Below are 13,555 nucleotides of genomic sequence, written 5' to 3'. Positions count from 1 at the left end.
AAATCACTCTGCGGGTTCGGGCTCATCAATCTGCGCCACCCTCGCACCAGACTTGTTTGAGGTCACGACCCCCAAGGACTTGAGTTTGCGGTGCAAGGCGCTGCGCTCCATGCCGACGAAGCTGGCAGTGCGGCTGATGTTACCACCAAACCGATTGATCTGAGTCAGCAGATACTCACGCTCGAATGCTTCGCGGGCCTCGCGAAGCGGCAGCGTTGCCAGAGCACCGGACAGGACCACCCGTCCGGTTTCATCTGCCTTCTCTTCTTCATTGGGCAGTTCGCGTGCCTCAATCGGGCCGGTACTATCCCCAAGGATCAGTACCCGTTCGATCAGGTTCTTGAGCTGACGCACATTGCCCGGCCATGTCATCGTTTGAAGCAGCGCGACGGCCTCATCGGAAAGTTCACGCACTGGCAGGCCCTGCGTGTCGTTGCACATCTCGATAAAATGCTGCGCCAAAACCGGAATGTCTTCGCGGCGCTCTTCCAGAGATGGAACTGAGATCGGTACAACGTTCAGACGATGATACAGTTCTTCGCGGAAACGCTCTGCTGCAATTTCCTGTTCCAGATCGCGGTTGGTCGAAGAGATGACGCGCAGATCAACCCTCACTTTGTCTGACCCGCCGACGCGCTGGAACTGCTGATCGACAAGCACGCGCAAGATTTTGGACTGCGTCCCCAGCGGCATATCAGCGACTTCGTCGAAATAGACAACCCCGCCATGGGCCTCTTCCAGCAGGCCTGACTCGACACCACGCTCCGATGATTCACGGCCGAACAGAACCTCTTCGACCCTCTCAGGCTCGATCCCGGCGCAGTTTACCGTGACGAATGGTGCATTGGCGCGATTGGAATGGGCGTGGATATAACGTGCTGCGATCTCTTTGCCCGAGCCAGCCGGACCGCTGAGCATGACCCGACCATTGGACTTGGTCACCTTATCCAACTGCCCCTGCATCGCCCGGAAGGAAGCCGATCTGCCGATCATATCGGAACAGCTGACTTCCTGCCGTTTCAACGAGGCATTTTCGCGGCGCAGGCGCGAAGTTTCCATCGCGCGGCGGATAACCACCATCAACTGATCAATATTAAAAGGCTTTTCGATAAAATCGTATGCCCCCTGTTTGATCGCCGCGACCGCAATCTCGATATTGCCGTGCCCGGAAATGATCACCACCGGCACATCCGGGTTGTCGCGTTTCACCGCCTTCAGGATGTCAATCCCATCCATACGACTGTCTTTCAGCCAGATATCCAGGATCAACAGTCCGGGAGGTTCGGCATTGATCGACGACATGCACTCATCCGAGTTTGCCGCCAGCCGTGTGGAATAGCCTTCGTCCTCTAGAATATCGGACACCAATTCGCGAATATCGCGTTCGTCATCTACGATCAGAATGTCGCTCATCTTTGGCCTGCTTTCAGTTTGTTTGTTTTAATCGCCTGTTTTTCCGGCGCATCTGTCGGGCCGCCTGAGGCCCCGGGAAGACGAATGACAGCCATCGCGCCGTAATGGTCCTGTCCGTCAAATGTGGGCGCATCTTCTAATGTCAGCGCTCCGCCATGTTCCTCGATTATCTTTTTGACGATAGGCAGGCCCAAGCCCGTGCCTTCGTCACGCGTGGTTACATAAGGTTCAAACAGCCGCGCCCGATCTTCTGGCAGGCCGATGCCGTTATCGGCAATGGTGATCTGCGTTCCCGCATCGTCATTGCTGACCGCCACCTTAATCTGAGGTTCAAGATTGTCCGGGGCGCCTTTTTCTTTCAGCGTTTCAATAGCCTCGCCCGCGTTCTTGATCAGGTTCGTCAAGGCCTGGCTCAACATGGTCGAATCCACATCCGCCAGAATAGGCTGTTCGGGCAGATCAGCGTCGATCTGAACATCGGGTTGGCCCGCCTGCTGCAACAACACCGCCTCACGCACCAGCGTCACAATGTTTTCTTCGCGCCGCTCCGGCTCGGGCATCCGCGCGAACTTCGAGAACTCATCGACGATCCGTCGCAGATCATTGGTCTGACGCACGATCACATCTGTCATCGATTCAAGGCTACTGCAGTCTTCTTCATCCAGCTTGCGCGAAAACTTACGTTTGATCCGCTCGGCGCTCAGCTGGATCGGGGTCAGAGGATTCTTGATCTCATGCGCAATGCGACGGGCCACATCGCCCCAAGCCGCCATGCGCTGTGCACTGACCAAATCGGTCACATCGTCAAAGGCCACAACGTAGCCTTCCAAGCCGCCATCTTCACCTCGACGCGTCGCCATGCGTACCAGCAAGTTCTCTAATTGACCCTTTCGAGTCACTTTCACTTCGCCCTGAACAGCCTCCTGCCCGCTGTCCTTGAGCGTTTCGAACAATGGCAAGAATTCGGGCACGGCTATGCCTATCGCAAGATGATGCTCACCGCCCGACCAACCCAACAGGCGCTCTGCGGACCGGTTCACAAAAGTTACGCACCCTTCGGAATCAACGCCCACAACCCCCGACGTCACCGAACTGAGCACCGAGTCGAACAACCTTCGGCGGCGTTCGATCTGGCGCGTATTCTCCAGCAAGGTATCGCGCTGCCCCTTCAACTGGCGGGTCATCTGATTGAAGTATCGGCCCAGCATCGCGATTTCATCATCGCTGGCCTCTTCGATGACCTGAACGCTCAGATCACCTGCACCGACCCGTTGCGCAGCCGTTGTCAGCCGCCCTACGGGACGTGAAAGGCGCTCGGCAAACCACATGCCCAGCGACATAGCCGCCAATATCAGGATCACCGCGAAACCAAGATACAGAAGACCGAACTCGAACAGTACCCGACCACGCTCACTTTCGAGCTGACTGTAAAACTGCGCGGTTTCTTTGGTCTCATCCAGTAGGGTCAAAAGCTGTCCGTCAACCTCGCGGCTGACATATAGGTATCGGTCCAGATAGGCCTGCAATGGTACAAGAGCGCGGAACTCGCTGTTCTCCCAATCTGCGATAATCGCCACACCCTGATCATTGGCCTCAATCATCTCTTCGGGCGTCGGTGCCTCGTAGTCGAACAGGTAGGACCGATCACCACGCGACCGAATTTCAGCACTGCCATCAATCACATAGGCCTCACGCAAACCGCGTTGAATCTGGGACTGCCCCTGCGCCAGAACCTCACGCAATTCGGCATCTGAGATGTAGTAATCTAATGATCGAGCGTTATCGAGAAATCGCGCCAGAACGATCGCGTCCTGCGTCAGCCCTTCGCGGTGCTCTTGTTCGTAGGCTTCGGCGGCCGTAAGAGATGACCCAACAACCTGCCTAACCCGATCCGAGAACCAGCCTTCAAGGCCGATATTCACCGTAAGCCCTGCAAAAATAGCAACCGTAACGGTAGGAACCAGAGCCAGCAGCGTAAACGCGCCAATCAGGCGCAGGTGAAGCCGTGACCCTGCTGATTTCGCGCGTCGGGCGGCGATCAGACTGAATAACTGCCCCAACACCAACGCTGCGACGACCAGCACATAAACCAGATCGGCCAGCAGAATCAGCCTCAGCGTCGGCGCCGCCGCGCCTAAATCAAAGGGACCAATGACCAGATAAGTTGCCAGCGCCAGAATGGGGCCCAACACGACCAGACCCAAGGTACTGAAATTGCGCATCCTCCGGGACTTGCGCCACCGGTTGATCGATAGGATCGGCCCGTTCTGTGCCCGGGTTGCCACCGTCTGCCCTCATTCTGATGTGCCGCTCGCGCGGCTTACCGCCATATGTCGTGGTCGTTCCCGGGGTCGAACCCGAATGCCACGGTTTGTGTGGCGATATTACATCAGTTTGCGGCGGCGTGTCACCTGAATATCGAGGTCGGTAATCTTTTTCCGCAACGTATTTCGGTTAATCCCCAGAAGATCAGCACATTTTGCTTGATTTCCACCGGTCGCATCCAGCGCAATTTCGATCAGAGGCGCTTCGACTTCACGCAAAATACGCTGATAGAGCCCGGGCGGTGGTAGGATATTCCCGTGTAAATCGAAGTATCGCCGCAGGTGACGCCCCACCGAAGCTGACAGTTTTTCACGCTCGCCATCCCCCAGAACCGGCTCAGCCTCAGGCTGACTGCCCAAAACCATCTCAACTTCGGTGCGCGAGATTTCTTCTGCACGGCTTGTCAGGCTGAGACGACGGATGGCATTTTCCAGCTGCCGGACATTCCCAGGCCAGGAATATCGACGCACAAGCTCCACAGCTTCGGAGCTGAGGCGGCGTTTCGTTCCGCTTTCGCGCTCTTCCCTCGCAAGAAAATGGTCGGTGAGCAACGTGATATCATCAACGCGTTCTCGCAGAGCAGGAACATGTACTGTCGCACCGCAGAGTCGATAATAAAGGTCCTGCCGCACGCGGCCACTCTCCATGGCGTCAGTCAGGTCAGATTGGCTGGTGGCCATGAAACGCGGCACATGATCGCCCGGAGTGTCCATCATGCGCACGATCCGGGCCTGAATCTCGTCATCGATATCGGCGATCTCATCGATCAACAGCGTGCCGCCCCGCACGCGCGCCATGACTCGCGCCGGGCCTTCCAGATCACTTAGATCAGCGGCAGTCGCGGTGACAAAAGGCAGAGTTCGACGGTCTGAAAAATCGTGAATAGCGCGCGCAATCAAAGATTTACCTGTACCACTTTCACCCGATATCATCACTGACAGATCGGTGTTCATCACCCGCGCCACGAGACGATAGAGCGCTTGCATAACTGGGGTGCGCCCAACAAGCGGCAACTCGTCTGGACGATCTTCGCTGGCTTCGACAGGCTCAACCTGAGCATGCTGTTTCTGATCAAGCGCCCGAGCGGTCCGTTTCATCAAATCAGGCAAATCGAAGGGCTTGGGCAGATAGTCATAGGCATCCGCCTCGGCAGCCTGAATGGCCGTCATGATGGTGTTCTGGGCCGAGATCACGATGACCGGCAATCCAGGTCGATCCTGTGCGATCTTTGGCAACATCTCGAGCCCGTTTCCATCCGGCATCACTACATCCGAAATCACCACGTCGCCCTTGCCTTCGGCCACCCAGCGCATGAGCGTGGTCAGCGAAGATGTGGCATGCACCTTGCACCCCGCCCGCGTGAGGGCCTGTGTCAGAACCGTGCGGATCGTGCGGTCGTCATCGGCAACTAGAACTGTGCCATCCATCAGATGCTCTCCTTGTCATATGTGCCCTGCGGCGCGCGCCGCAGGGACAAACGGAATACTGTGCGCCCAGGCACCGATTCCGCTGATATCCATCCGTCGTGGTCGGATATGATCTTGCTGACCAGCGCCAGCCCCAGGCCGGTTCCGTTTTCTTTACCGGAAACAAATGGATCGAAAATCTCGCCCTGAATTTTCTCCGGCAGTCCGGGACCGTCATCGATGATCTCGATTTGCAAAGGCAGCGAGTGACCGGAACCATCACTGCGACGCAGCCGGAATGAATGTTCGAAATAGGTGCGAAGCCGGATTATGCCACTGCCATCAGCAGCCTCAGAGGCGTTCTTGAGCAAATTCAAAATCACCTGCAAAAACTGGTCCGGGTCTCCGTACGCCATTGGCAAAGATGGATCGTAATCCTCAACAATGGTCATATGAGCGCCAAACCCAAGCAGCGCCGATCTGCGCGCGCGATCCAAAACGTCGTGTATATTGACTGGCTTGAAATCGGGCTGAGACAGGTTTCCGAACTGTTCCACCTGTTCCAGTAGCTTCACAATACGACGGCTTTCCTCGACAATAAGATCTGTTAATTCAAGATCTTGTTGTGAGATATTCATGCTGAGCAACTGTGCCGCACCGGTGATCCCGGCCAGAGGGTTTTTGATTTCATGCGCCAGCATCTCGGCCATGCCAATGGCCGATTGCGCCGCCGACTTCACGGTATTGCCTCGGGTCATCCGCCCAGACAATTCACGTGGTGAGATGATCATAATCATGGAACCGGGATGCCCCATTAATGGCGCGATCTGCAGAGCACATTGCAGCGGCGCGCGATTACCCGAGCCCACATCCACATCATTCACAAACAGGGGCGTGCTCTGCTGACGGGCGCGTATGAAAGCCTCTTCCAAAGGCGCATCGACTGCGATCTGATCCCAGACTGGATGCCCGATTACAGCTTTGCGCGAAGCGTTCAGGAACCCCTCACCCGAAGAATTGACATCCGATATGCGGTCGTCAGGATCGATGATAAAGGCCGGAACCGGCAGCGAGGTCCAGATGCTCTGATCCGAGGTCATGCCGCCACCTCTGCAGAGCTGTTCAAAGCATCGCCCAGCAGCTGCAGTACTTCATCCGTATCGCGTGATGTCAGTACTACGCGTCGTAAGGTGGCAGACGTCCCGGCCTCATCCATGTACCATCCCAAATGCTTGCGTGCGACGCGCAAGCCCAGCTCAGTACCGTAGAATGAGAGCATCGCCTGATAGTGGGCGCGCACCATCTCGATCAGGTCGGCTCCCACCGGAATGTCCGGAGCCGCAGCTCCATATAGATCGTGACAGATCTGCGCCAGCAGCCATGGCTTACCCTGCGCGCCCCGGCCCACCATCACTCCGTCTGCCCCGGACTGATCCAGCGCGTTCTGCGCGGCCTGGGTATCAACGATGTCGCCATTTGCGATGACCGGGATCGAGACCGCCTCTTTCACCGCCCGGATCGCCTGCCAATCTGCCCGGCCTTTGTAGAATTGACAGCGCGTACGACCATGAATCGTCACCATCCGGATGCCAGCGCCCTGCGCCCGCCGCGCCACATCCGGCGCGTTCAGCAATTTGTCATCCCACCCCAGGCGCGTCTTCAACGTGACGGGTACGTCCACGGCATCCACCACGGCCTCTATCAGCGTCAGCGCGTGATCCGGCGTTTTCAGCAGGGCTGACCCGGAATAGCCGTTGGTCACCTTCTTTGCTGGACATCCCATGTTGATGTCGATCACTTGGGCGCCCCGGTCGACGACCTGCCGGGCAGCCTCGGCCATCCAGTGCGCCTCGCGACCGGCCAATTGCACCGCCGTGTTCTCAACATCCGCCGACAGTTCTGCCCGTTCGCGGACGCCCGGCTTGGCCTGCACCATCTCTTGGCTGGCAACCATTTCGCTGACCACCATGCCTGCACCGAAGCGCATCACAAGCTCCCGAAAAGGCCGGTCGGTGATTCCGGCCATAGGTGCCAGCAGCACCGGCGGGGTCAGGTCCTTCTCAGCAAGACGCAGGGTCAATGTGCTTAATCCTTGAGCAGTTGCGCTTTTAATATCGAAATTGCAGCATATGAACAACAAATCGACGGCATTCAAGCCCGCTAAATCATCAGTTGCTTAATTTTTAGGCAGATTGACGTGGGTGATTGCCTCTGCATTCACCGCCCCCTAAACAATGCCCAATCAGGAGAACCCGCAGATGACCACAGCCGCCATCATCGTCGCCGCCGGGCGCGGCCAGCGCGCCGGAGGCGGAGTGCCTAAACAGTGGCGCGCTTTGGGTGGGCAGCGCGTGGCAGATTGGACCATTGATCGCTTCAAAGGGCTCGTCGACCATATCGTTCTTGTTCTGGCGGAAGACGATACATCTGCCTGGAAAGAATTCTCTGCAACAGACCTGATTCTTGCACCGGGTGCCAGCGACCGGGCCGGATCTGTGCATAGTGGCCTGCGGGCGTTGGAAGCACACAGCGTCGAAAAGGTCTTGATCCACGATGTCGCTCGTCCCTGTGTCAGCGCGAGGGTAATCCGGGATGTGCTGGCTGCGCTCGATGCACATTCTGCAGCGGCTCCGGGTTTGGCCGTCACTGACGCACTCTGGACCGGAGATGGATCGGTGGTGACAGGAACACAGGATCGGTCTGCTCTTTACGCCGCGCAGACGCCGCAGGGGTTTCACTATGGCGCGATCACGACCGCCCACGCCTCCCATCCCGGAGGCGCGGCAGATGACGTCGAAGTTGCACGTGCTGCCGGGATTGATGTGGCGATCGTTCCGGGCGATGCGGATAACCTGAAAATAACCCGGCCCGAAGATTTCGAACGGGCGGAACGCATAATGGGTATGAACATGGATGTAAGGCTGGGCAACGGCTACGACGTGCACCGATTTGGGGACGGAGATCACGTGATCCTGTGCGGTGTGAAAGTGCCACATAAGCGAGGACTTCAAGGCCATTCTGATGCCGACGTGGGCATGCATGCGGTGACCGACGCGATCTATGGCGCGCTGGCACGGGGCGATATCGGGCAGCATTTCCCGCCCTCCGACCCGCAGTGGAAAGGTGCGGCCAGCGACATTTTCTTGCGCCACGCCGTCGAGCTTGCCGGGCAGATGGGTTATGCGATCTCGAATGTCGATTGCACGCTGGTCTGCGAATATCCCAAGATCGGCCCTCATGCCGACGCGATGCGTGCCGAGATGGCACAGATCATGGGCCTGCGGACCGACCAGGTCTCGATCAAGGCCACCACGTCCGAGCGGCTGGGCTTTACCGGTCGCAGCGAAGGGATTGCGTCGCTTGCGACTGCCTGTCTGGTGAAGTCATGACCGCGGCGCGCTTGATCGGAACCGTCGGCGGCGTAGGCTATCTGCGCCCTGCCCCCGGAACCTGGGGATCACTGGCTGCATTGCCGCTGGCATGGGTTCTGCACACACTGGGCGGCTTTCCGCTACTGGTCATCGGGACGTTGACAGCATTCTTCGGCGGCCTTTGGGCCACGCGAGTGATGACGGCAGGACAGGATGATCACGACCCGTCCGAGATCGTCATCGATGAAGTTGCAGGTCAGTTCATCGCAATCTGGGCGATCTCCTACCCGTCATGGGCCCATGGGATCGATATCACGGCGCTCTGGCCTGGCTGGATCGCAGGCTTCCTGCTGTTCCGGCTGTTCGACATCACCAAACCCGGCCCCATCGGTTGGGCCGACCGGCGCGGTGATCCGATGGGTGTCATGCTGGACGACGTGATCGCGGGCATCTTTGCAGCCGTCGGCGTCGTGATCCTTGCTGGCATCGCGCATGGGGTGATGGGCCAATGACTGTGATCGACCTGTTGAACCGCGCCAAGGCGCAAGGCGTGATGATCGCAACGGCCGAAAGCTGCACCGGCGGCATGGTCGCCGCCGCGCTGACTGATATCCCCGGCAGCTCAGCCGTAGTCGAGCGCGGCTTTGTCACCTACACCAACACCGCCAAACAAGAAATGCTTGGCGTACACGTCGACACGCTTGAGGCCCATGGTGCTGTCTCGGAAGAGGTTGCACAGGAAATGGCCGAGGGTGCGCTGCACCACTCACAGGCGCAACTGGCGGTCTCGATCACCGGTATTGCAGGCCCCGGCGGGTCCGAGCACAAACCCGAAGGCCGCGTTTGCTTTGGTTTGGCAGCAGATGGCCAACCGACCCGCACCGAGACTGTTGAATTCGGTGCTCTGGGGCGTGAAAACGTGCGCAAAGCCGCTCGCGATCATGCATTACTTATGCTGCTGAGCAGCGTTTCGTAGTCTGCCCAAATTTAGGGCAAATACGCCCGATAGGCGCAAAATTGATCACCAGTTGAAAAAAAGCCACCGAAACGGGCGGCTTTTTGTATTGCTGCCTCTTTTTTCCCCACCTCAGCTCGGCTTCAACCCGCTCCACACCACTCACGCGGTGTCGGAGGTAGATGTGGTTTGTCTATCCGGCGCCCCAATAGGGAAAGGAGAGCGGCCCATGAACGGAGCCGATACAGCGTGGATCATTGTGGCAACAGCACTGGTCCTGTTCATGACATTGCCGGGTCTTGCCCTGTTCTATGGTGGGCTTGTGCGTGCCCGAAATGTACTCAGCGTTTTCATGCACTGCTTCTCGATTGCTTGTTTGATGAGCATTCTTTGGCTAGTCGCAGGGTATTCGATCGCCTTTGGACCGGGTGAAAGCGGCCTCTGGGGCGGTCTTGGCAAAGCCTTCCTGAACGGAGTGGACGCCGATAGCCTTGCGGGAACCTTACCCGAGATCCTGTTCTTTGCCTTCCAGATGACCTTTGCCATCATCACCCCTGCCCTGATCATCGGCGCATATGTGGAGCGTGTTGGCTTTGGCTTTGTTCTCACCTTTTCGGCGCTGTGGATGTTGCTGTGCTATGCGCCCGTTGTCCATTGGATCTGGGGCGGCGGCATGCTGGCGGATGGAGGCATTCTTGGCGAAATCGGCGTGCGCGACTTTGCGGGGGGCATTGTCGTCCACGAAACTGCCGGCCTGGCCGCGCTGATCATCGCAGTTATCCTCGGACCGCGGCGCAATCGCACGACACCTCCACATAACCCCGGCTATGTAATGGTGGGTGCTGCAATGCTGTGGGTCGGTTGGTTCGGTTTCAATGGCGGCTCACAACTGGCTGCCGACGGCGGCGCGGCGATGGCCATGACTGTCACCCATTTGTCTGCCGCAACTGCGTCGCTGACATGGGCATTGTGGGAACGCATCCGTTTTGGCAAAGCCTCGATGGTCGGCCTTGTAACTGGCACCATTGCTGGTCTGGCGTCGATCACCCCGGCCTCGGGTTTTGTGGGTCCGGTTCAGGCTCTGATCATAGGAGCAGTCGCAGGTATCCTGTGTCAGGAGGCCGTCAATGTGATCCGTAACAAGCTGAACATCGACGACACGCTGGACGTTTTCGCCGTTCACGGTGTCGGGGGTATCTTTGGTACTCTGATGATTGCGCTTTTCGGTCTGGGAACTTGGACTGCGCAACTGGGCGGCTTGGTCATCGTAGGTGCCTTTACGGCAGTTGTCACGATTGTGTTGGTCAAGGTGGTTGCACTCATCACCCCGCTTCGCGTAGACGCCGAGACTGAAACAAACGGGCTCGACCTCTCGGTACATGGGGAACGCGCCTACGATATGAGCAGCTAAGCCCACCTTGGCGCTCTGCCGCCCGTAAGGGCAAAGCGGACCTCTTGGGGGTCCGCTTTTCTTTTGGTCAGCCCCCTCGACTCTGGGCCAGAGGTCGGGCTATCAGCCAGCGACACCCTTCCAGCCCAGAGGTTTGCGCCATGATCCCCAGTTCTTTCCCCGACAGCACCGAAATCGCCCGCCTAACTGCGCGGATGCTGCTGGAGATCAAGGCGGTTCATTTCAACTCGCGCGAACCCTTCACGCTGGCATCCGGCCTGCCCAGCCCGACCTATATCGACTGCCGCAAGCTAATCTCCTACCCGCGCATCCGCTCAACCCTGATGGACTTCCTGACTGTCACAGTGATGCGTGAGGCCGGTTTCGAGGCATTCGACAACATCGCTGGCGGCGAGACTGCAGGCATCCCGTTCGCGGCCATGGTTGCCGAGCGCATGGCCCTGCCAATGACCTATGTGCGTAAGAAACCCAAAGGCTATGGCCGCAATGCCCGTATCGAGGGCGCGATGACCGAGGGCGAACGTGTTTTGCTGGTTGAGGATCTGACCACCGATGGCGGCTCGAAACTGTCTTTTGTTGATGCGATCCGTGAGACGGGTGCGACCTGCGGCCATACCGCAGTAATCTTCTACTATGGCATTTTCCCCGAAACCGAGAAGACACTGGGCGATCATGGCGTAAAGCTGCACAGCCTTTGCACCTGGTGGGATGTGCTGGCAGAGGCTAAGGTGCAGAAAGCGTTCGACAATGAGACGCTGGACGGGGTCGAGGCCTTCCTCAACGACCCACGTGCATGGCAGGAAACCCACAAAAGCTAACGCAACGGCATCTGTGCGCGCCTTGGAAACAATGATCGCGCAATGCGATCCAATCGCACAATATGTTGACGAACAACCTCATCATCCTTCAATATGATGGGGTCTGGAGATATGCACAGCCTATCCCCAAAAACATACAATTTGCCCCGACTCACGGGGCTCGGCTATGGAACATGCCCAAGGGGCATAGAGAGCAGCAATGAACGAGATCAGCAGTATCGAGCAGGCAGCCGCACAGATTCAGAATCCGGAAACAATGCCGCACTCCATCGAGGCCGAGCAGCAGCTTCTGGGTGCGATTCTGACGAACAACGATCTGTATGATCGCGTCGCATCGATTATTGGTGCTGAGCATTTCTATGATCCGGTTCATGCGCGCATCTTCGAAGTCGCATCAACTCGTATCGCAAAAAATGCGCTGGCTTCACCCGTCACGCTAAAATCATTCATGGCTGAAGATGAGGGTCTGAAAGAACTGGGTGGTCCGGCCTATCTGGTAAAACTGGCCGGTGCTTCGATCAGTGCCTTTGCTGTGCATGACTACGCCCAGATGATCTATGACCTTGCCATCCGACGCGAGTTAATCCGTCTGGGCCGGGACATTTCGGACAAGGCGGCGCGGGTCGATGTGGCCAGTGAACCCAAGGAACAAATCGTCGAGGCCGAACAACAGCTTTATCAGTTATCCGAGCAGGGCCAGACCGAACAAGGTTTTCAATCCTTCCTTAAGGCGGTCACAGAAGCCGTCAACGTCACCAACGAGGCGTACCAGCGCGGTGGCGGCATGGCGGGGATTTCCACCGGTCTGGCCGATCTCGACAAGCAATTAGGCGGGTTGCACCCGTCTGACCTGATTATTCTGGCCGGGCGTCCGTCGATGGGTAAAACCTCATTGGCGACCAACGTCGCGTTCAACGTGGCCAAGGCTTACAAGCGCGGGCAGAAACCCGATGGCAGCGAAGGCGCAGTTGACGGCGGTGTCGTCGGGTTCTTCTCGCTGGAGATGAGCGCCGAACAACTCGCGGGACGTGTACTGGCCGAAGCCTCAGAGATTTCTTCGCACAAGATCCGCCAAGGCGACATGACAGAATCCGAGTTCCGTCGCTTTGTGGATGCGGCCAAAGAATTAGAAGCCTGCCCGCTGTTCATTGACGACACCCCCGCCCTCCCGATCTCTCAGCTTGCAGCGCGTGCACGGAGGTTGAAGCGTACGCATGGGTTGGATTTGCTGGTCATCGACTATCTGCAACTCTGCCGGGGCATGGCTGAGAACCGGGTCAACGAGATTGCCGAGATTTCGATGGGCATGAAGGCCATCGCCAAGGAACTGAACATTCCGGTCATTGCCCTGTCACAGCTCAGCCGTCAGGTGGAAAACCGAGACGACAAGCGCCCACAACTGTCAGACCTTCGGGAATCAGGATCGATCGAACAGGACGCTGACGTGGTCATGTTCGTATTCCGCGAGGAATACTACAAAGAACGCGAGAAACCCGGCGATCACGAGTTGGAAAAGATGGAAGAGTGGAAACAGGCCATGGAGCGCCTGCATGGCAAGGCCGAAGTCATCGTCGGAAAGCAACGCCACGGTCCCATCGGCACGGTAGAGCTTTCGTTCGAAGCCCAGTTCACCCGCTTCGGAAATCTGGTCAAACCTTGGCAGCAGGAAGGTCCGATCGATGGATATTGACGTTTACCATATCTTAATGAACTAAACCTGCCATGCGGTATTCTCTTCAACCTTTGCCACCTCGCGTCATACTCGCACGCCACTACGGGCATCGCCGCAAACGCTTTGCGGGATAGATCGGGGGCACGCTTCGCCCCTGAAACCATCCCAACAAAGCGAGAGAGAA

Annotated in this window: 11 protein-coding genes; 6 read left to right on the top strand and 5 right to left on the bottom strand. The window is 57.7% G+C overall.

Annotated elements, in window-relative coordinates; all coding sequences use genetic code 11:
- Positions 1-3: 3 nt before the first annotated feature.
- The 5 genes from ntrX to dusB all read right to left on the bottom strand — a co-directional run bounded on the left by ntrX (position 4) and on the right by dusB (position 7,224).
- Entirely contained in the window at positions 4-1,413 is a 1,410-nt protein-coding gene (ntrX, locus tag ACR0IU_RS06045) for a nitrogen assimilation response regulator NtrX (RefSeq protein ID WP_319544682.1), read from the bottom strand.
- Entirely contained in the window at positions 1,410-3,635 is a 2,226-nt protein-coding gene (locus tag ACR0IU_RS06040; RefSeq protein WP_480651774.1) for a sensor histidine kinase NtrY-like, read from the bottom strand. Before ACR0IU_RS06040 ends, ntrX begins: the two co-directional genes overlap by 4 nt.
- Positions 3,636-3,797: 162 nt before the next feature.
- Positions 3,798-5,165, bottom strand: a complete 1,368-nt coding sequence (locus ACR0IU_RS06035) for a response regulator (protein ID WP_480715598.1) — start codon at positions 5,163-5,165, stop codon at positions 3,798-3,800.
- Positions 5,165-6,244, bottom strand: a complete 1,080-nt coding sequence (locus ACR0IU_RS06030; RefSeq protein ID WP_480715597.1) for a two-component system sensor histidine kinase NtrB — start codon at positions 6,242-6,244, stop codon at positions 5,165-5,167. The genes ACR0IU_RS06035 and ACR0IU_RS06030 overlap by 1 nt, the downstream gene beginning before the upstream one ends.
- Positions 6,241-7,224 (bottom strand): tRNA dihydrouridine synthase DusB, encoded by a 984-nt coding sequence (gene dusB, locus ACR0IU_RS06025; RefSeq protein ID WP_480715596.1) that lies wholly within the window; start codon positions 7,222-7,224, stop codon positions 6,241-6,243. Before dusB ends, ACR0IU_RS06030 begins: the two co-directional genes overlap by 4 nt.
- Positions 7,225-7,402: 178 nt before the next feature.
- Between dusB and ACR0IU_RS06020 the strand changes: the two genes are divergently transcribed.
- From ACR0IU_RS06020 to ACR0IU_RS05995, 6 genes are all read left to right on the top strand, one after another.
- Positions 7,403-8,533, top strand: a complete 1,131-nt coding sequence (locus ACR0IU_RS06020) for a bifunctional 2-C-methyl-D-erythritol 4-phosphate cytidylyltransferase/2-C-methyl-D-erythritol 2,4-cyclodiphosphate synthase (RefSeq protein ID WP_480715595.1) — start codon at positions 7,403-7,405, stop codon at positions 8,531-8,533.
- On the top strand, positions 8,530-9,027 hold the full coding sequence (locus ACR0IU_RS06015; RefSeq protein WP_480715594.1) for a phosphatidylglycerophosphatase A family protein: 498 nt from the start codon (positions 8,530-8,532) through the stop codon (positions 9,025-9,027). The genes ACR0IU_RS06020 and ACR0IU_RS06015 overlap by 4 nt, the downstream gene beginning before the upstream one ends.
- Positions 9,024-9,491 carry a CinA family protein gene (locus tag ACR0IU_RS06010; RefSeq protein ID WP_480715593.1) on the top strand — a complete coding sequence of 156 codons (468 nt, stop codon included), beginning with the start codon at positions 9,024-9,026 and terminating at the stop codon, positions 9,489-9,491. The genes ACR0IU_RS06015 and ACR0IU_RS06010 overlap by 4 nt, the downstream gene beginning before the upstream one ends.
- Positions 9,492-9,699: 208 nt before the next feature.
- A complete protein-coding gene (locus ACR0IU_RS06005) occupies positions 9,700-10,881 on the top strand; it encodes an ammonium transporter (RefSeq protein ID WP_010440354.1) in 1,182 nt (393 codons plus the stop codon).
- Between the two features lie 140 nt (positions 10,882-11,021).
- Entirely contained in the window at positions 11,022-11,699 is a 678-nt protein-coding gene (locus tag ACR0IU_RS06000; RefSeq protein ID WP_480715592.1) for an orotate phosphoribosyltransferase, read from the top strand.
- Between the two features lie 199 nt (positions 11,700-11,898).
- Positions 11,899-13,389 carry a replicative DNA helicase gene (locus ACR0IU_RS05995; RefSeq protein WP_480715591.1) on the top strand — a complete coding sequence of 497 codons (1,491 nt, stop codon included), beginning with the start codon at positions 11,899-11,901 and terminating at the stop codon, positions 13,387-13,389.
- Positions 13,390-13,555: the final 166 nt, after the last annotated feature.

It is taken from the genome of Ruegeria sp. CL5, from assembly GCF_056536485.1.
Note: the sequence above shows the minus strand (reverse complement) of the source record. Positions and strands in the feature narration are given on the sequence as shown.